The 19,120-nt window shown below is 70.3% G+C and carries 19 protein-coding genes; 16 read left to right on the top strand and 3 right to left on the bottom strand.

The window, feature by feature from the left end; genetic code table 11:
- Positions 1–3 precede the first annotated feature (3 nt).
- Both sdhC and DEJ24_RS08350 read right to left on the bottom strand, forming a co-directional pair.
- Positions 4–465 (bottom strand): succinate dehydrogenase, cytochrome b556 subunit, encoded by a 462-nt coding sequence (sdhC, locus tag DEJ24_RS08355; protein ID WP_110902704.1) that lies wholly within the window; start codon positions 463–465, stop codon positions 4–6.
- A 75-nt stretch (positions 466–540) separates the two neighbouring features.
- Positions 541–1,782: a glycosyltransferase family 1 protein gene (locus DEJ24_RS08350; protein WP_258374766.1), complete on the bottom strand. Its 1,242-nt coding sequence runs from the start codon at positions 1,780–1,782 to the stop codon at positions 541–543.
- A gap of 160 nt (positions 1,783–1,942) precedes the next feature.
- On the opposite strand from DEJ24_RS08350, the gene DEJ24_RS08345 reads away from it, so the two are divergent.
- Positions 1,943–3,058, top strand: a complete 1,116-nt coding sequence (locus DEJ24_RS08345) for a mannose-1-phosphate guanylyltransferase (protein WP_111078320.1) — start codon at positions 1,943–1,945, stop codon at positions 3,056–3,058.
- Between the two features lie 120 nt (positions 3,059–3,178).
- On the opposite strand, the gene DEJ24_RS16870 is transcribed toward DEJ24_RS08345, so the two are convergent.
- On the bottom strand, positions 3,179–3,580 hold the full coding sequence (locus tag DEJ24_RS16870) for a hypothetical protein (protein WP_181436565.1): 402 nt from the start codon (positions 3,578–3,580) through the stop codon (positions 3,179–3,181).
- Between the two features lie 78 nt (positions 3,581–3,658).
- Between DEJ24_RS16870 and DEJ24_RS08340 the strand changes: the two genes are divergently transcribed.
- The 15 genes from DEJ24_RS08340 to DEJ24_RS08270 all read left to right on the top strand — a co-directional run bounded on the left by DEJ24_RS08340 (position 3,659) and on the right by DEJ24_RS08270 (position 18,959).
- Positions 3,659–5,122 (top strand): alpha/beta hydrolase, encoded by a 1,464-nt coding sequence (locus DEJ24_RS08340; RefSeq protein WP_181436564.1) that lies wholly within the window; start codon positions 3,659–3,661, stop codon positions 5,120–5,122.
- A gap of 122 nt (positions 5,123–5,244) precedes the next feature.
- On the top strand, positions 5,245–5,622 hold the full coding sequence (locus DEJ24_RS08335) for a hypothetical protein (protein WP_146242536.1): 378 nt from the start codon (positions 5,245–5,247) through the stop codon (positions 5,620–5,622).
- A gap of 200 nt (positions 5,623–5,822) precedes the next feature.
- Complete coding sequence (locus tag DEJ24_RS08330; protein WP_111078233.1) at positions 5,823–6,329, top strand: hypothetical protein; 507 nt, start codon at positions 5,823–5,825, stop codon at positions 6,327–6,329.
- Positions 6,319–6,702, top strand: a complete 384-nt coding sequence (locus DEJ24_RS08325; protein WP_146245963.1) for a hypothetical protein — start codon at positions 6,319–6,321, stop codon at positions 6,700–6,702. Before DEJ24_RS08330 ends, DEJ24_RS08325 begins: the two co-directional genes overlap by 11 nt.
- A gap of 409 nt (positions 6,703–7,111) precedes the next feature.
- Complete coding sequence (locus DEJ24_RS08320) at positions 7,112–8,185, top strand: BMP family protein (protein WP_110902712.1); 1,074 nt, start codon at positions 7,112–7,114, stop codon at positions 8,183–8,185.
- A gap of 93 nt (positions 8,186–8,278) precedes the next feature.
- Positions 8,279–9,799 carry an ABC transporter ATP-binding protein gene (locus tag DEJ24_RS08315; protein WP_111078231.1) on the top strand — a complete coding sequence of 507 codons (1,521 nt, stop codon included), beginning with the start codon at positions 8,279–8,281 and terminating at the stop codon, positions 9,797–9,799.
- Between the two features lie 218 nt (positions 9,800–10,017).
- Positions 10,018–11,256, top strand: a complete 1,239-nt coding sequence (locus DEJ24_RS08310) for an ABC transporter permease (protein WP_111078319.1) — start codon at positions 10,018–10,020, stop codon at positions 11,254–11,256.
- Positions 11,253–12,542, top strand: coding sequence for an ABC transporter permease (locus tag DEJ24_RS08305; protein WP_111078230.1), 1,290 nt, complete (start codon positions 11,253–11,255; stop codon positions 12,540–12,542). Before DEJ24_RS08310 ends, DEJ24_RS08305 begins: the two co-directional genes overlap by 4 nt.
- Positions 12,543–12,679: 137 nt before the next feature.
- Entirely contained in the window at positions 12,680–13,219 is a 540-nt protein-coding gene (locus tag DEJ24_RS08300) for a cytidine deaminase (RefSeq protein WP_111078229.1), read from the top strand.
- Position 13,220: 1 nt separating this feature from the next.
- The gene (locus DEJ24_RS08295; RefSeq protein ID WP_111078228.1) at positions 13,221–14,507 is read left to right on the top strand and encodes a thymidine phosphorylase; all 1,287 of its coding nucleotides are present in this window, start codon (positions 13,221–13,223) and stop codon (positions 14,505–14,507) included.
- A gap of 133 nt (positions 14,508–14,640) precedes the next feature.
- On the top strand, positions 14,641–15,753 hold the full coding sequence (locus tag DEJ24_RS08290) for an adenosine deaminase (RefSeq protein WP_111078227.1): 1,113 nt from the start codon (positions 14,641–14,643) through the stop codon (positions 15,751–15,753).
- Positions 15,754–15,757: 4 nt separating this feature from the next.
- The gene (locus DEJ24_RS08285; RefSeq protein WP_110902717.1) at positions 15,758–16,207 is read left to right on the top strand and encodes a PTS sugar transporter subunit IIA; all 450 of its coding nucleotides are present in this window, start codon (positions 15,758–15,760) and stop codon (positions 16,205–16,207) included.
- Positions 16,204–16,476, top strand: a complete 273-nt coding sequence (locus DEJ24_RS08280) for a PTS sugar transporter subunit IIB (protein WP_111078226.1) — start codon at positions 16,204–16,206, stop codon at positions 16,474–16,476. Before DEJ24_RS08285 ends, DEJ24_RS08280 begins: the two co-directional genes overlap by 4 nt.
- Before the next feature lie 24 nt (positions 16,477–16,500).
- Entirely contained in the window at positions 16,501–17,331 is an 831-nt protein-coding gene (locus tag DEJ24_RS08275) for a purine-nucleoside phosphorylase (protein ID WP_111078225.1), read from the top strand.
- Entirely contained in the window at positions 17,328–18,959 is a 1,632-nt protein-coding gene (locus DEJ24_RS08270) for a phospho-sugar mutase (RefSeq protein ID WP_111078224.1), read from the top strand. The genes DEJ24_RS08275 and DEJ24_RS08270 overlap by 4 nt, the downstream gene beginning before the upstream one ends.
- Positions 18,960–19,120 lie beyond the last annotated feature (161 nt).

Here is a 19,120-nt window from a genome sequence, read left to right as displayed (position 1 = left end):
GGTTCAGTTGAAGTCGGCGACGAGGTTCATGAGCTGGCGCGGCAGGAAGCCCGCGATCGCCACTGCCCAGAGCACGAGGACGACCCAGAACATGGCGCGCTGGTACTTCGGCCCCTTCGACCAGAAGTCGATGAGGATGATCCGCAGCCCGTTGAACGCGTGGAACACGATGGCGGCGACGAGGGCGATCTCGCCCAGGTTCATCAGCGGCGTCTTGTACGTGCCGATGACGGCGTTGTAGGCCTCGGGCGAGAGCCGGACCAGTGCCGTGTCGAGGATGTGCACCAGCAGGAAGAAGTAGATGGCGACGCCGGTGATCCGGTGCAGCACCCACGACCACATCCCGATCGAGCCGCGGTAGAGCGTGCCCTGCGGCGCGCGCGTCCGAGGTGCGTCGATCGACGTACCGTCGATGGTCACCTGCGGGGTGGCTGTCGCCGTCCCGCCTGCGGTCTGCTCGGCCATGAGCTCGCCTTCCCGTAGGGCCGGCGCACCGATCGGCGCGCCGTTGCCGTCGTGTTCGTGTGGAACGACACCATCCTACGTCCGGGCACCGACGTTCTCGTGCCACCCGGAGCGGGCGGTGCGGGGCACGGCCGGCGGAGCGCCGATCGTCCGCGCCGTCTCGTGGTGGGCGAGCAACTCGTCCCCGACCGACTCCCACGTCGTGCCCTCGACCCGCAGTCGACCCGCGGAGCCCATCCGCTCGGCGAGTGCCCGGTCGGCGTGCAACCGCGCCACGGCCGCGCGGAGCGCCAGCGGCGCTGCCGGGTCGTACAGCTCGCCGTCCAGACCCGGCGACACCAGGTCGAGCGGTCCGCCGGTGGCCGGGGCCACCACCGGCAGGCCGGCCGCGTGGGCCTCCTGCAGGGTCTGCCCGAACGTCTCAGCGGCCCCGGTGTGCACGAACACGTCGAGCATCGCGTACGCGTCCGCCAGCGCATCGCCGCGCAGCGGACCGGTGAAGGTCACGTCCAGGTGACGCAGGCGCCGCTCGAGCAGTGCCCGGGAGGGACCCCCTCCTGCGACCACGACCCGGATGCCCGGCATGCCGCCGAGCTCCGCGAGCCGTTCGACCTCCTTCTCCGGTGCCAGCCGACCCACGTAGCCGACGACGGTCTCCCCGTTCGGGGCGATCCGCCGGCGCAGGGCCCGGACGTGGGCGGAGGAGCGACGGTCCGGGTGGAAGAGGGCCGTGTCCACACCACGACCCCAGCGGGCCACCCGTGGGACGCCCGCTTCCGCGAGCATCGCGGCCGTCGCCGAGGACGGCGCCAGCGTCAGCGACGCTCCCGCGTGGATGCGCCCGAGGACCCGGCGGACCAGCGGGGCCGCTGCGGACAGGCCGTTCCGTTGTGCGAACCCGGCCACGTCGGTCTGGAAGACGGCGACGGAGGGGATGCCGAGCCTCCCGGCCGCCGTGATCGCGCGCCCACCCAACAGGAAGGGGCTGGCGGCGTGCAGCACGTCGGCGCCAGACGCGGCGAGGATCGTGTCGAGGACCGGGTGCGGGAGCGCGACCGGGAACTGCCGGTACGCGACCGCGGGGATCCGGTGCACGTCGAAGCCCAGGTGCCGCTCCTGCTCGGAGCGCGACCGCCAGGCCGCCAGGCCGGGGGTGTCCGGGGCGATGACGACGGCCCGGTGGCCGCGACGTCGCAGGTGTTCGAGCACCGCGAGGACGCTCGTGGTGACGCCGTTGAGGGTGGGCAGGAAGCTCTCGGTCACGACGGCGACGGTCCTGGGGGACTCGTCGCCTCGCTCCACGCTGCGTGCGTTCATGGCACGGCCCATGCTCACGCCGACGCGTGGACGACCGGGGGGTGCGACGTGAACGCGGTGCGCGCGAGGGGTGAACAGACCGTGCGCCGACACCGGGGTCGTCCACGACACGTCCAGACGACGCGCAGCTGCCGCATGGGTGCGCCGGTACGGTGGGCGCGTGACGGACGCACTCGACGACTTTTACGCGATCATCCCGGCCGGCGGCATCGGATCGCGCCTGTGGCCGCTCTCGCGTGCCGACGCCCCGAAGTTCCTGCACGACCTGACCGGCTCCGGGTCGTCCCTGCTGCGGCAGACATGGGACCGGCTCGAGCCGCTCGCCGGACCCGACCGCATCATGGTCGTCACCGGCCGCGCCCACCGCGTCGCCGTCGAGTCGCAGCTCCCCGGGGTCGAGGACCACAACGTCGTGCTCGAGAGCGAGCCGAAGGACTCCACCGCCGCGATCGGTCTCGCCGCCGCGATCCTGCACCGCCGCGAGCCGGACGTCGTCATCGGCTCCTTCGCCGCCGACCACGTGATCGGCGACGCCCGCGGGTTCCGCCGGTCCGTCCGCGAGGCCGTCGCCGCCGCCCGCGCCGGGTTCATCACGACGATCGGCATCACGCCCTCCGAGCCCGCCATCGGCTTCGGCTACATCCACGCGGCCGACGAGTCGCTCGACGTCGCGGGCGCGACCACCGCACACGCCGTCCGGTCCTTCGTCGAGAAGCCCGACCTGAAGACCGCGAAGAAGTACGTCGCCGACGGGTCGTACCTCTGGAACGCGGGCATGTTCATCAGCCGCGCCGATGTGCTCCTCGCCGAGATCGGGCGCAACGAGCCCGAGCTGCTCGTTGGCATCGAGGAGCTCGCCGCCGCGTGGGACACCTCCGCGCGCGGGATCGTCGTCGACCGCATCTGGCCCGCGCTGAAGAAGATCGCCATCGACTACACCGTCGCCGAGCCCGCTGCCGCTGCCGGGCGCATGGCGGTCGTGCCCGGCGACTTCGACTGGGACGACGTCGGCGACTTCGCCTCGCTCGCGAAGCTGCAGTCCGGCGGGCGGAAGAACAACCTGGCCGTGCTCGGCGACAACGCCCGCATCCTGGCCGACTCGGCGAGCGGCATCGTCGTGTCGCAGAGCAACCGGTTGATCTCGCTGATCGGGGTCGAGGACATCGTCGTCGTCGACACCCCGGACGCGCTGCTCGTCACCACGAGCGCGAACGCGCAGCGGGTCAAGGGCGTGGTGGACGCGCTGAAGATCAGCGGGCGGGACGACGTGCTCTGAGGAGCGCCCGTCAGCATGCCAGGAGGGGCATGCCGCACCATCGTGGGTGGTCGCAGCGGGGGTTGCGGGGGAGCCGGGGGAGAGCAGATGGCGGACATCGAGTACGACGCAGGGGACGCGTCAGCGTTGAGCGATGCGCTGCGCACCGCGGATGGCGTCCTGCGCGGGCAAGCGGGCAAGCGTTCCGGGGCGGTGACGACAGGTCCGCAGGACTTCTCCGGGGCCTACGCGAAGCGGTTCCAGGATGCCGCCGTGATCGAGGCCGAGGACCGGGGCAAGCTCGCCGGGGTCCTCGCCGACTTCGCTGACGACATCGACGCGGTGAGCCGACAGGCAGTGGAGGAACGTCAGCGGATCAGCGACCACGATGCGTGGAAGCAGCGTGAAGCACAACGCAACGCTTTCGTCCAGGCGTCCGGTGGCGGTATCGCGGGGGTGGAGGTGCCCCTGTGGGAGTTCGTGACCGACCGGGAACCCTCGACCACGCCGATCACCCCGAAGCCGCTGACGGCGGCGTTCCACGCACGGCAGCGTCCGCACTCGGCTGGCGGCGACGGCAGCGGGAAGAGCTCGGCAGACCCGACCCACTTGCGCACCTTCGTGTCCACCACCCGCTCGGCCGACGGGGCCGCCGACGCCGAGCTGCAGCGGCTGCAGACCGCATGGTCCACTTTCACGGCATCGTGCGGCTGGGCGGTCGTCGACGGGCAGAGCGCGCTCTCCGGATTCCGCCAGTACCTGCAGCACAACGAGTCGGACTGCACGTGGAGCGAGCACGTCGCCACCGCCTTCGAGAAAGCAGGGGGAGCCGGAGCGGTCTCCGACGTGGTGCTCGCCGTCGCCACGAACGGGCGGACGCCACCGGTGCTCGATGCGTTGTTCGCGGAGGGGCTGACCCCGGCCGAGGTCGCGAAGCGGTGGGCAGCGCTGGGGCTGTCGAAGTCCGATGCGCCGGCACTCCGCGCGTTACCGCAGTCCGTGCTGGAGAAGCTCGGCAACCTCGAGGGCGTTGCCTACTGGGCACGAGACACGGCCAACCGGTCGGTGCTCGGGCTCCGCATCGACCAGGTCCAGAGCCGGCTGGCGACCGCGCAGACCGGGTCCGCCTGGTCCGGCCAGTACGGAACGCCGTTCCAGCAGCAGATCGCGTCGCTCCAGAAGGAGTTGAAGGCCCTGCTCAACATCGAGGCCACCCTCGGTAAGAAGGCTTCCGGCGAGCGACACCTCGTCTCCTTGACCGACGACGTCCCACCGCTCGCGGCCGTGTCGGTCGGCGACCTCGACACCGCCAAGAACGTGACCTGGGCAGTGCCGGGTATGAACACGACGACGGCAGACATGTCGTCGTGGACTCGAGCCGCGCAAAACATCTACGACCGTCAGAAGCTTGCTGATGGAGACAGCGATCGTGCTGTGATCTCCTGGATCGGCTACGAGACCCCCGGAGAGACGACTGTCCTCGGCATGGACAAAGCGGAAGCCGGTGCCGAGAAGCTGGCGGCGTCCGTACACGGACTAGACGCCGTCCGGGCTGATGGCATGCCCACCACGAACATCGTCGCGCACTCGTACGGCACGACGACAGCGGGGGTCGCGCTCTCCCGGTCGGACATCCACGTCGACAGATTTGTTGCCCTGGCCTCCGCTGGTCTGCCGGACGCGGTCGATTCGGCGGACGACCTCCACGCCGGCGAGGTTTACGCCGGACAGGCACGGAACGTGCTCTTCGACGAAGGCGGAAAGGGGGACGAGTGGGCGACGGTAGGCCGGAGCTTCAGCCATGGCCATCACGTCGACCCGTCGAAACCAGCATTCGGCGCGACTACGTTCGGTGCTAATGGAGGGTCCGGTCTCGAAGGCAATGCACTTCAAGCCGTTCGGCATCACGATCCTCTACACGCCGATGGCGCTGGTTACCTCGACTCCGGAACCGAGACGCTATACAACGTCGCCGCTGCGACCACTGGCCACGACGAGAAGCTCACTCCCTCAGACCCGATACCAATGACGAAACGCGATCAATTGTTACTAGATGCCGGGGGCTACGAGGAAGGAAGCCGATGACGAGGGAAATGATTCGGAGGCGCGGGGCTGTCGGCTCGCTAACAGTCGTGGTGCTGAGTCTGCTGGCAGCGGGTTGTACACAGTCCCAAGCTGAGTCACCGGAACCAGAAAGGACATCCTCGGTGGATTCCGAAACTGCCTTGAATCAAATGATTGCTGCGGTCGACGACGCGACTAAGCGCCTCGGCGGAGAGTGGCACAAGGAAACTGGGCCGCGGTACGCCGAAGACTGCGAGCTCCCGGACGGGGGGCAAGGGGCGCAATGGCGTTATCTCGTCACGCGGCCTTCGGTTGGGGACGTCGCGAAGGACGTGGCCGGCATGGAAGAGCGCTGGAAGCAGCAGGCCATGACCATCGATCACTGGGGTACAGAGGAAGAGCCGACAATCGTGGGCCGCGGTGGTGACAGAACGAAATCGATCAGTCTCTCAGTGGCAAAGAACCTCTATGGTGTTGAGGCCATTTCGGTGTGTTTCACAGGTGACGCTGACGACTTGTGACGGGGTTAATGCAGCTGTGTTCTGCATGACGATGAGCAGGGTGCGCAGTGCCAGAACATTGTGGGGAGCGCCATCGAGGCGTGGTGCTTCCCGGGGGCCGGACCGACTCGGTGGCGCGGTGACGGACTCGAACGGCCTCTCGGTCTCTGATGACCAGTACGGGGTCCAGGCGGTGTCGCTGTGCTTCCCCGGGGACCCCGATGAGCTCTGACACGATCACCGCACGCCGGTGGACCGCGTCCGCGATCAGTGTGCTCGTCGTCGGCGCGCTCGTCGGCTGTGCGTCGCCCGCTCCGACACCGACACCGAGCGAGACGGCGACACCGGTGCTCGACGCCGAGACCGCACAACGGCAGATGGTCGATGCCGTCGACGCGGTCACGACGCGACTCGGGGGTGACTGGCGGCAGCGGAGTGGGCCGGACTACGCCGAGGACTGCATGGGGTCCGATGGCCGGGCGATGGCGCGGTGGACCTCGTTCGTCACCAGGACGGGCAACGACGGCGTGGCAGACCAGATGCCGACGGTCGAACGCGGATGGCGCGAGCAGGGGATGACCGTGGAACGGTGGGGAACCGCCTCCGAGCCGACCCTCGTGGGACGCGGTGGGGGTCGTCTTTCATCGATCAGCCTGTCCGTGGCCCCCGGTCTGACCGCTGTCCAGAGCGTCTCGCTCTGCTTCCCGGGCGACGCTGATGCGCTCTGAGCACAGGCTGCGACGACGCGCCGGGGTCCTCGGGACCGGTGTGCTCGTCGTCGGAGCGCTCGTCGGCTGTTCCGCGGCCGGTCCGGCCCCCGCAACGGCACTAACGTCCGAGCACGCTGTCCCGGCCGTCAACCGGGACGTCGCGCAGCAGCAGCAGATGGTCGACGACGTCGAGGCGGTCACCGGTCGACTCGGTGGGAGTTGGCAGCCGCGGACCGGCCCCGACTACCTGGAGGACTGCCGGCTCCCCGGCGGCGACCAGGGTGCGAAGTGGCGGTACCTCGTCACCCGCGCGGGCACCGGCGACGCGGCCGGCGACGTCGCTGCGACCGAGGCACGGTGGCAGCACCAGGGGATGACGATCGACCACTGAGGGACGGCGGACCGCCCGACCATCGTGGGTCGTGGTGGCGGGCGGACGGACTCGATCCGGCTGACGGTGTCGAAGGGGCAGTACGCGGTCCAGGCTCTCTCGCTGTGCTTCCCCGGCGACGCGGACGAGGACTTCTGAACCACCCTGCGGACCGGCGGATGTGCGGGATGCCTGCACGATCCTCCAGACCGTGGCCCGGCTGTAGCGCTCCATCACGAAACCCCGCGAACTGGGGTCACGGACGAGCCATCGCGTTTCCGGCGCGTTACGACGCGGTCGCGATCGCGTAACCGATGTCGGAGGGCCTGCAGACCGGTCCTGTACCGCCCGGCCGGTCGTGTACTGTCCTCACGATCGCCCGGTGCGCAGTGACTCCGGGCCGACTCCCGATCTCCCCGGAGGAACCCCCGTGTCATCTCGTACCCGCCGCGTCGCCATGAGCGGCCTCGCGCTCGTCGGCACCGTCGCCGTGCTCGCCGGCTGCGCATCCGCACCGTCCGACTCGACCTCGTCCAAGAAGTCCGACTTCCTGCCCTGCATGGTGTCCGACGCGGGCGGCTTCGACGACAAGTCGTTCAACCAGCTCGGCTTCGAGGGCATGAAGGACGCCGCGTCCGAGCTCGGTGCCCAGTACAAGGACGCCGAGTCCAAGGACGCCACCGTCTACGACTCGAACATCCAGCAGCTCGTCAACCAGAACTGCAACCTCATCGTCACGGTCGGCTTCAACCTCGCCGCCTCGACGAAGAAGCAGGCCGCGGCGAACCCCGACACCGACTTCGCGATCATCGACGACAACTCGATCAACGCGAAGAACGTCAAGCCGATCACGTTCGACACCTCGCAGGCGGCGTTCCTCGCCGGCTACGCGGCCGCGTCGTACTCGAAGTCCGGCACCGTCGGTACCTTCGGCGGCATGCAGATCCCGACCGTCACCATCTTCATGGACGGCTTCGCGGACGGCGTCGCGTACTACAACGAGCAGAAGAAGAAGGACGTCAAGGTCGTCGGCTGGGACGTCGAGAGCCAGAAGGGCTCCTTCACCGGTGGCTTCGAGGCCGGCACCCAGGCGAAGTCGGTCGCGCAGTCGCTGCTCGACCAGGACGCCGACGTGATCCTGCCCGTCGGTGGCCCGATCTACCAGTCCGCCGCAGAGGCGATCAAGGACGCCGACAACGGCTCCGTCCTCATCGGCGCGGACAGCGACCTCTACGAGGCCGACCCCCGCTACAAGGACATCGCCTTCACCTCGATCGAGAAGGGCATGAAGCCCGCGGTCAAGGACGTCGTCGAGCAGGCCGCCAAGGGCAACTACTCGAAGACCCCGTACGTCGGCACGCTGAAGAACGACGGCGTCGGCATCGCGCCGTTCCACGACTACGAGTCCAAGGTCGACTCGGGTCTGCAGGGTGAGCTCGACGAGATCAAGGCCGGCATCATCGACGGCTCGGTCAAGGTCGACACCGAGGCATCCGTCAAGTAGTCCGACGAACGCGGGCGGGGGATCACTCCTCCGCCCGCGTTCTCGCGCGCACGGGGACCCGTGCGCGCCCGAGACAGAAATAGACTCACCGACATGAAGCTCGAACTCCGCGGCATCACGAAGCGGTTCGGCACCCTGGTCGCCAACGACCACATCTCGATCACCGTCGAACCGGGCGAGGTGCACTGTCTCCTCGGCGAGAACGGTGCGGGCAAGTCGACCCTGATGAACGTCCTCTACGGCATGTACCAGGCCGAGGAGGGCGAGATCCTGCTCGACGACGTCGTCCAGCACTTCGACGGACCGGGCGACGCCATGCGCTCCGGCATCGGCATGGTGCACCAGCACTTCATGCTCGTCCCCGTCTTCACCGTGGCCGAGAACGTCATGCTCGGGCAGGAAGAGACCGCGTTCGGTGGCCGTCTCGACCTCGCCGGTGCCCGCAGACGTGTCCGTGAGATCTCCGAGCGGTTCGGGTTCGACGTCGACCCCGACGCCCGGGTCGAGGACCTGCCCGTCGGTGTCCAGCAGCGCGTGGAGATCATCAAGGCGCTCTCCCGTGACGCCTCCGTGCTGGTGTTCGACGAGCCGACGGCCGTCCTCACCCCGCAGGAGACCGACGAGCTGATGGGCATCATGCGCCAGCTCCGCGAGGCCGGCACCGCCATCGTCTTCATCACCCACAAGCTCCGCGAGGTCCGTGAGGTCGCCGACCGCATCACCGTGATCCGCCTCGGCAAGGTCGTGGGGGAAGCGTCCCCGACCGCGTCGAACAGCGAACTCGCGGCGCTGATGGTCGGCCGCAGCGTCGAACTCGTCGTCGAGAAGGCCCCGGCCACCCCGGGCGAGGCAGCCCTGGTCGTCGAGGGCCTCACCGTCACCGACCCCGCCGGCCTCGTGCTGGTCGACGACGTCTCGTTCACGGTCCGCCGTGGCGAGGTGCTCGCGATCGCGGGCGTGCAGGGCAACGGCCAGACCGAGCTGACCGAGGCGATCATGGGCCTCGAGCCGGTGCGCTCCGGCCGGATCACCCTGGACGGGCGCGAGGTCACCGGCCGCAGCGTCAAGCAGATCCTGGACGCCGGAGTCGGGTTCGTCCCCGAGGACCGCAAGGAAGACGGCCTGGTCGGTGAGTTCACGATCGCCGAGAACCTCATGCTCGACCGCGCGGACGCCGCCGACTTCGTCCGTGCCGGCACCATCCGCGCCGCCGAGCGGGACGCCTTCGCCGACGAGAAGATCGCCGAGTTCGACATCCGCACGCCCGGCCGGACCACCGCGGCCGGCCGGCTCTCCGGCGGCAACCAGCAGAAGATCGTCCTGGCCCGCGAACTCAGCCGCCCCCTGCGGCTCTTCGTCGCCGCGCAGCCCACCCGCGGCATCGACGTCGGCTCGATCGAGTTCGTGCACAAGCGCATCGTCGAGACCCGCGACAGCGGCGTCCCGGTGATCGTCGTCTCCACCGAGCTCGACGAAGTCGTCGCGCTCGCCGACCGGATCGCCGTGATGTACCGCGGCGCGATCGTCGGCATCGTCCCCGCGTCCACACCCCGGGACGTCCTCGGACTCATGATGGCGGGCGAACTGCCCGCAGGAACGGAGCTCGCCGCGTGAGCGACCCCACGCCGCAGCACGACGGCACCACGCCGTCGGACCGCACCACACCCACCCACGCGACCACGGGCCTCCCGGCCGACGCCGACACGACGCGTGCCGACACGACGCGTGCCGACGCGACGCGTGCCGACGCGACGCGTGCCGACACGACGCGTGCCGACGCGACGCCCGCCGTCGACGACCGCCTGCAGGAGGTCACCGGCGCACCGCACCTGATGACCGATTCGGCGACCGACAGCGAGCGCCGCGAAGGACGCTGGAGCGACGCGCTCCGGAGCATCGTGAACGGCTCGGTCCTGACCACCGTCCTCGCAGTGGTCCTGGCCCTCGTCGCCAGCGGTGTCCTCATCGCCCTCACCGACAAGGACGTCCAGGCCGCAGCCGGGTACTTCTTCGCCCGTCCGCTCGACACGCTCCGGGCGGTCGGGACGGCCGTCGGCGGTTCGTACTCGTCGCTGTTCCAGGGCTCGGTCATCAACTTCGGTGCCCCGTCGTTCGCGACCGCGATCGCCCCGATCACGCGCTCCGTCGACTACGCGGTGCCGCTCGTCGCCGCCGGTCTCGGCGTCGCGGTCGCGTTCCGCACCGGCCTGTTCAACATCGGCGGTCAGGGACAGGTCCTGATGGCCGCCGCGGCCGCCGGCTGGGTGGGGTTCTCGTTCGACCTGCCGGCCGTCGTGCACATCCCGCTCACGATCCTCGCCGGCATCGTCGGCGGTGCGGTGTGGGCAGGCATCGTCGGACTCCTCAAGGCCCGGACCGGTGCCAACGAGGTCGTCCTGACGATCATGCTCAACTACGTCGCGCTGTACCTGGTGAGCTTCATGCTCCGCACCCCCGGTCTCCTGCAGGCCGGCGGCAGCCCGAACCCGATCTCGCCGGCGACCCGCGACTCGGCGGTCCTGCCGTCGCTGTTCGGCTCGCGGTTCGGCATCGACGTCGGCTTCATCGTCGCCCTCATCGCGGTCGTCGTCGTGTGGTGGTTGATGAACAAGTCGTCGCTCGGGTTCCGCTTCCGCACGGTGGGCGAGAACCCCCGTGCCGCTCGCGTCGCCGGCATGAGCGTCCCGATGCTCACCGTCTGGGTGATGGTCATCTCGGGCGCCCTCATCGGCATCGCCGGCGCCTACCAGGTCGAGGGCGCCGTCACGACCGGCTTCACCTCGGGCATCGACGCCGGCATCGGGTTCGACGCGATCACCGTCGCGCTGCTCGGCCGCTCGAAGCCGTGGGGCACCTTCTGGGCCGCGATCCTGTTCGGGGTGCTCAAGAACGGCGGCTACGCGATGCAGGCCGCCAACGGCATCCCGATCGACATCGTCGGCGTCATCCAGGCACTCATCGTCCTGTTCATCGCGGCCCCGCCGCTCGTCCGCGCGGTCTTCCGGATCCCGCAGCCGGGCGCACGTCGCCGCACCCGTAAGAACTCCGAGCGGAAGGCGGTCGCCGCGTGAGCACCCTCAGTCCCACCGCGGTCCCGGCGACCCCCGTCGCCGACCGTGCGGTCGAGACCACCCGCAGCTGGAAGGCACCGATCGCGTTCGCCGTGTTCTCGGTGCTCGCCGCCGTGCTGTTCCTCGGCGTCCGCCGTGGCGGCACGACCACGTTCCGACTCGCCAACGCCGGTGACTTCGTGCAGCTGCCGAACGTCGGTCTGCCGTCGCTGGCGACCGGCGTGGTCGTCGTCGTCCTGCTGTCGTTGGGCACCGCCGTCGCCTTCTTCCTGGTCGGGCGGTACCGGCCGGTGCCGCTGTGGCTGACGAGCGTCTTCGCGGTCGTCTTCGTCGTCGGGTTCCTCACCTGGGCAGCCGCCGGCAAGACGATCCCGCTGCCCGGCCTGTTGGTCGGCGCGATCGGCCTCAGCGTCCCGCTGGTGTTCGGCGCCCTCGGCGGGGTCATCTCCGAGCGCGTCGGCGTCGTGAACATCGCCATCGAGGGACAGTTCCTCGCCGGTGCGTTCACCTCGGCGCTCATCGCCTCGCTGACCGGGTCCGCCTGGGTCGGGTTGATCGGTGCGCTCGTCGCGGGTGTGCTCGTGTCGTTCGTCCTCGCGGCGTTCAGCATCAAGTACCTCGTCGACCAGGTCATCGTCGGTGTGGTGATCAACGCGTTCATCTCCGGGCTCACCGGGTTCCTGTACTCGCAGGTGCTCTCGCCGTCCGAAACGACCCTGAACGTCGGCATCCGCTTCCCGAAGATCGAGATCCCGGTCCTGCACCAGATCCCGGTGATCGGCCCGGTGCTCTTCGAGCAGACCGTCATCGTCTACCTGGCGTACATCGCGGTGGCCGTGGTGACCTTCGCCCTGTTCAAGACCCGCTGGGGCCTCCGCCTCCGCGCGGTCGGCGAGCACCCGGAGGCGGCGGACACCGTCGGCATCAACGTCACCGGCACGCGGTTCTGGAACGTCTCGCTCGCCGGTGCGATCGCGGGTCTGGGCGGCGCCTACTTCACGCTCGACGCGGTCGGTCCGTTCACGAAGGACATGACGGCGGGCGCGGGCTACATCGCCCTGGCCGCGGTCATCTTCGGCCGGTGGGACCCGATCAAGGCGACGCTGGCAGCCCTGCTGTTCGGCTTCGCGTCGAACCTGCAGAACACGCTCGGGGCGATCAACTCGCCGGTGCCGAGCGAGTTCCTGCTGATGCTGCCCTACGTCGTGACGATCTTCGCGGTCGCCGGTCTGGTCGGGCAGTCGCGCGGTCCGGCGGCGTCCGGCAAGCCCTACATCAAGAACTGAGCGATCGGCGGGACACCGGTGTCCGTCGGTCGAACCGCGTCGACACGCGGTTCGATGGACCGACACCGGTGTCCCGCTGTACGACACCGCGCGCGCGAGAGCGCGCGACACCGCACCACGCACGGGAGGCACGCCACATGACCGACACGAACGCTGCGGGAGACCACGGGGTCGGCACCGACCCCGAGACCGGCGAGCCGGTCTGGGCGGACCCGGCCACGAGCCTCCCGGCCGACGCCGAGGCGCCGATCGACGGGAGCGCCCGCGTCGACGTCGACGTGGACTGGGACGCTCTCCGCGAGGCGGCCACGACCGCGATGGGCCGCGCCTACGTGCCGTACTCGTCCTTCCCGGTGGGGGCCGCGGCGCTCACCGACGACGGCCGGATCGTCTCCGGCTGCAACGTCGAGAACGCCTCGTACGGGGTGACCCTGTGTGCCGAGTGCTCGCTCGTGTCGCAGCTGTTCATGACCGGCGGCGGCAAGCTCGTCGCGTTCACCTGCGTCGACGGCGACGGGGCGACCCTGATGCCGTGCGGCCGCTGCCGCCAGCTGCTGTTCGAGCACTCCACCGAGGGCATGCTCCTCGAGACGGTCTCGGGCATCCGCACCATCGACGAGGTCCTGCCGGACGCCTTCGGCCCGCGGACCCTCGCCACCTACCGGCAGGAGCACTGACATGGCCGTCGAGCCGTTCGACACCGTCGACCTCATCCGCACGAAGCGCTCCAGCGGGACCCTGTCCACCGCCGAGATCGACTGGCTCGTCGACGCGTACACGCGCGGCTACGTCGGCGACGAGCAGATGGCCGCGCTCGCGATGGCGATCTTCCTCAACGGCATGGAGCGTCGGGAGATCCGGGACCTCACGCTCGCGATGATCGCGTCGGGGGAGCGGATGTCGTTCGGCTCGCTCGGCAAGACCACGGTCGACAAGCACTCCACCGGAGGCGTCGGCGACAAGATCACCCTGCCACTCGCACCGCTCGTCGCCACGTTCGGCGTCGCGGTGCCGCAGCTCTCCGGCCGCGGGCTCGGGCACACGGGTGGCACGCTCGACAAGCTCGAGTCGATCCCGGGATGGCAGGCGGCACTCTCGAACGAGCGCATGACGTCAGTGCTGCAGGACGTCGGTGCCGTCATCTGTGCCGCGGGCTCCGGCCTGGCACCCGCCGACAAGAAGCTCTACGCCCTCCGTGACATCACCGGCACGGTCGAGTGCATCCCGCTCATCGCGTCGAGCATCATGTCGAAGAAGATCGCCGAGGGCACCGCAGCGCTCGTCCTCGACGTGAAGTTCGGCTCCGGCGCGTTCATGGCGGACTTCGAGCAGTCGAAGCTGCTGGCGCAGACGATGGTCGACCTCGGCAAGGACGCCGGGGTCGCGACCTCGGCGCTCCTCACCGACATGGAGGTCCCGCTCGGCCTGACGATCGGCAACGCACTCGAGGTCCGTGAGTCCGTCGAGGTCCTCGCCGGCGGTGGTCCCGCCGACGTGGTGTCGCTGACCCTCTCGCTCGCGGAGGAGATGCTGCGCCTGGCCGGGGTCACCGACGCGGACCCGGCCGCCGCACTCGCCGACGGCCGCGCGATGGACACCTGGCGCCGGATGATCGAGGCGCAGGGCGGCGACGCCTCGGCCGCACTGCCGGTCGCAGCGGAGACGCACGTCGTCACCGCCACCGAGTCCGGTGTGCTCACCACCCAGCAGGCGCTCCCCTTCGGCATCGCGGCGTGGCGCCTGGGTGCCGGACGGGCCCGGGCGCAGGACCCGGTGCAGGCCGGCGCCGGCATCGAGCTGCACGTCAAGCCGGGTGACACCGTCACCGCCGGCCAGCCGCTGTGGACGCTGCACACCGACGAGCCGGCCCGCTTCGAGCGGGCCCTCGAGTCGCTCGAGGGGGCGTGGTCGATCGGGGAGTCCGCGCCCGAGCGCGGACCGATCGTGCGCGAACGGATCCAGTAGCGGCCCGCTGCCCGCATCACACCATCCGGACCGGAGGCTCCCCGCACGACGTGTGGGGAGCCTCCAGTCCATGGTCCACACCCTTGTCGACGGCGCCCTGCGGCGGCCGGTGACCACCGGTAGCCTTGGGCGCATGAGCGACGCCGCCCCCATCTACCGCCTGCCCGACGCCGGAGCGGTCATCAACGACCTCCCCAAGGTCTCGCTGCACGACCACCTGGACGGCGGCCTCCGCCCCGCGACGATCATCGAGCTCGCCGCGACCGACGGCGTCGAGCTGCCGACCACCGACCCGACCGAGCTCGCCACGTGGTTCGCCGACCAGTCGAACTCCGGCTCCCTGGTCGAGTACCTCAAGACCTTCGACGTGACCACCGCGGTGATGCAGACCGCAGCCGGTCTGACCCGCGTCGCGAAGGAGTTCGTCGAGGACCTCGTCGCCGACGGCGTCGTCTACGGTGAGATCCGCTGGGCGCCGGAGCAGCACCTGCAGCGCGGCCTGACCCTCGACCAGACGGTCGAAGCCGTGCAGGCCGGCATCGAGGAAGCGGTCGACGCCGCCGGCGGGTCCATCCGGATCGGCCAGCTCGTCACCGCCATGCGGCACGCCGACCGGTCGATGGAGATCGCCGAGCTCGCCGTCCGCCACCGCGACCACGGCGTCGTCGGCTTCGACATCGCCGGCGCCGAAGCCGGGTTCCCGGCGTCGGACCACCGTGCGGCGTTCGACTACCTGGCCTCCGAGCTGTTCCCCGTCACGGTGCACGCCGGTGAAGCCGACGGTCTCGCGTCGATCCGCTCGGCGCTCGTCGACGGTCGCGCACTGCGACTCGGCCACGGCGTCCGCGTGTTCGAGGACGTCTCGCTGTCGGACGGCGGCGACGGCTCGATGCTCGCCACCCTCGGCGAGGTCGCGTCCTGGGTCCGCGACCGTGAGATCCCGCTCGAGGTCTCGCCGTCCTCGAACCTGCAGACCGGTGCCATCGCCGCGTGGGGTGACGACCTGGCCGACCACCCCTTCGACGTCCTGTACCAGCTGGGGTTCCGCGTCACGGTGAACACCGACAACCGCCTGATGAGCAACACCTCGCTGTCGAAGGAGCTCGCGCTGCTGGCCGGCACGTTCGGCTACGACCTCGACGACCTGGCCGCGTTCCAGATCAACGCCGCGCTCGGGACCTTCCTGCCGCTGGAGGACCGCGAGGAGATCATCGCCGCGATCACCGCCGGGTACGCGGAGGCCTGAGTCGATGGGCCTGCCGCCGCTGCCGGACCCGGCCGTCGTCCTCGGGGCGTCCGCGTCGTCGTGGCGTGACGCGCTGCGGACGGCCGGCGGCGCCCTCGTGGCCTCCGGAGCGACCACCGACGCGTACACCGACGCCATGATCGGCATGGTCGAGGAACACGGGGCGTACATCGTCATCTCGCCGGGGCTGGCGTTCGCGCACGCCCGGCCGGGGTCCAGCGTGCTGCGTGACGGTCTGGCGGTCGTGACCCTCGCCGCACCGGTCGTGTTCGGGCACCCGCACAACGACCCGGTCTCGGTCGTCCTCGGCCTGGCCGTGGCCGAGGTCGGGACGCATCTCGAGTCGATCGGCGCGATCGCGAACCTGTTCAACGACGCCTCGGTCACCGGGCGGCTCGCTGCCGCCGTCACGGCCGACGAGGTCCGGGCCATCATGGGAGTGACGACGGCATGAAGATCGTGACCATCTGCGGCGCGGGCATCGGTGCCAGCGCGATCCTCAAGGTGAACGCGGAAAAGGCGCTGGCGACGCTCGGACTGACCGCAGAGGTCGTCGCCGCCGACGTCGCCTCGGTGCGGGACGTGTCCGACGACGCCAACGTGATCCTCACGAGCCAGGAGTTCGTCGAGGCCATCGGGACGACGTACGCCGAGGTCATCGTGATCCGGAACCACTTCGACCAGAGCGAGATCACGGCGGCTGTGGAGAAGGCGCTGGGCTGACCGACCGCCCGGTACGATCGGCGCATGGTCAGCACCGAGAACCCCCTGAACGACCCCGCCGTCGACCCCTTCGACGTGGCCCGCGACGCCGCCGCAGTCATCGCTGAGCGGTCCGGCATCGAACGCCACGACGTCGCCCTGACGCTCGGCTCCGGCTGGGGAAAGGCCGCCGACCTGCTCGGGGAGACCGTCTCCGAGATCCCCGCGGCGGACGTCCCCGGGTTCAGTGCCTCGGCCGTCCCCGGGCACTCCGGCACCGTCAGGTCGATCCGTCTCGCCGACGGACGGCACGCGCTCGTCATCGGTGCTCGGACCCACTACTACGAGAACCACGGCGTGCGTCGCGTCGTGCACAGCGTCCGGACCGCCGCTGCCACGGGTGCCTCCGTCATGGTCCTCACCAACGGTGCCGGGGGCATCAAGGAGACCTGGACGCCCGGCACCCCGGTCCTCATCAGCGACCACATCAACCTGACCGCGGACAGCCCGCTCGAGGGCGCGACGTTCATCGACCTGACCGACCTGTACTCGGCACGCCTCCGTGCGGTCGCGAAGTCCGTCGACCCGTCCCTCGACGAAGGCGTCTACACGCAGTTCCGCGGCCCGCACTACGAGACCCCGGCCGAGGTCCGGATGGCGAAGGCGATCGGCGGACACATCGTCGGCATGTCGACGGCGCTCGAGGCCATCGCCGCTCGTCAGGCCGGCATGGAGATCCTCGGCTTCTCGCTCATCACGAACCTGGCAGCCGGCATCCAGAAGACGCCGCTGTCCCACACCGAGGTGCTCGAGGCCGGCAAGCAGGCCGAGCCGGTCATCGCCGACCTGCTCGCCCGCGTGGTGGCGGCACTGTGAGCGTCGTCGACACCGCCAGGGCCTGGATCGAGCAGGACCCCGACGACGAGACCCGGGCCGAACTCCAGCAGCTCGTCGACGCCGGGGACACCGACGAGCTCGCAGCCCGCTTCGCCGGACGGCTGGAGTTCGGCACCGCAGGCCTCCGGGCCGAGCTCGGCGCGGGTCCGCTCCGCATGAACCGCGTCGTCGTGACGCAGGCCGCCGCGGGGCTCGCCCGGTTCCTCATCGACTCCGGCCGCGATCGCAGCGTCGTCATCGGCTACGACGGCCGCGTCAACTCGGACGTCTTCGCGCGGGACTCGGCCGAGGTCATGCGCGGCCTGGGTCTCGACGTGACGCTGCTGCCCTCGGCGCTGCCGACACCGCTCGTCGCGTTCGCCGTCCGGCACCTGGGCGTCGGCGCGGGCGTCATGGTGACGGCGAGCCACAACCCGCCACGGGACAACGGCTACAAGGTGTACCTCGGCGGGGACGACGAGGGCTCGCAGATCGTGCCGCCGGTCGACGGTGAGATCGCCGCCGCCATCGACGTCGTCGCAGCCGGGGACATCCGCTCGCTCACCCGTGCGACGGACTACACCGTCGCCGATGCGTCGCTCGTCCAGGCCTACGTGGACGCGACGGCTGCGACCGTACCGGCCCCGGGCCTCCCGGCCGATGCGCAGCCGTCCGTCGTCTACACGGCCATGCACGGTGTCGGGTGGGAGACCGCCCGCGCGGTGTTCGCGCAGGCGGGCTTCCGCGAGCCGGCCGTCGTGCCGGAGCAGATCGAGCCGGACGGCGCCTTCCCGACCGTCTCGTTCCCGAACCCCGAGGAGCCGGGTGCCATGGACCTGGCGATCGCCCGGGGCGCCGCGGTGGGTGCCGACCTGGTGATCGCGAACGACCCGGACGCCGACCGACTGGCACTCGCGATCCCGGACGGCTCCGGCTCGTACCGGCGTCTCGCCGGCAACGAGGTCGGCTGGCTCCTCGGCTGGCGCGCCGCCGCACGGGCCGCCGACGCCGGCGTGACCGGGAGGCTGGCCGCGTCGATCGTCAGCTCGCCCGCACTCGCACGCGTCGCCGAGCAGTACGGACTCGGGCACCGGGACACGCTGACGGGCTTCAAGTGGGTGTCCCGCGTGCCGGACCTGCTCTTCGGCTACGAAGAGGCGCTCGGGTACCTGGTCGACCCGCAGGTCATCCGCGACAAGGACGGCATCTCCGCTGCACTGGAGCTGCTGTCGCTGGCGACCGAACTCGCTGCCGAGGGCAAGACCATCGCGGACCAGCTCGAGGCGTTCGCCGAGCGGTTCGGAGCCTTCGCCTCCGGGCAGGTGGCCACACGCGTGGACGACCTGTCACGCATCGGGGAGATCATGGCGTCGCTCCGGACGTCCACCCCGACGGACCTCGGCGGTGTCGAGATCACGTCGGTGACGGACTTCCTCGACGGGGTCGAGGGCTTCCCGCCGTCGGACATCCTGCGCTTCGACCTCGACGGTGGCGCCCGGGTCATCGTCCGCCCGAGTGGTACCGAGCCGAAGGTGAAGGTCTACATCGACACCGTCGCTGGGACCTCCGCCGAAGCCACCGCGCTGGCCGACCGCCTGGCCGCGGCCGTCCGCCCGCTGGTCTCGTAGGGCGCGGCGGCGGCGCCGCGCCGCTGCGCCTGCGCCGCCGCGGCGTGCCGCCGCCTGCGCACAACAGGAACCCGCTCGCGCCGCTGCATCCCGCGGTTCGAGCGGGTTCCTGTTGTGCGGCGTCAGTCGGAACCGGGCTCCTGCACGACAGCGGGCGCCAG

This window comes from Curtobacterium sp. MCPF17_001, from assembly GCF_003234615.1.
Lineage (GTDB): Bacteria > Actinomycetota > Actinomycetes > Actinomycetales > Microbacteriaceae > Curtobacterium.
This window is presented reverse-complemented; position numbering and strand designations above follow the sequence as displayed.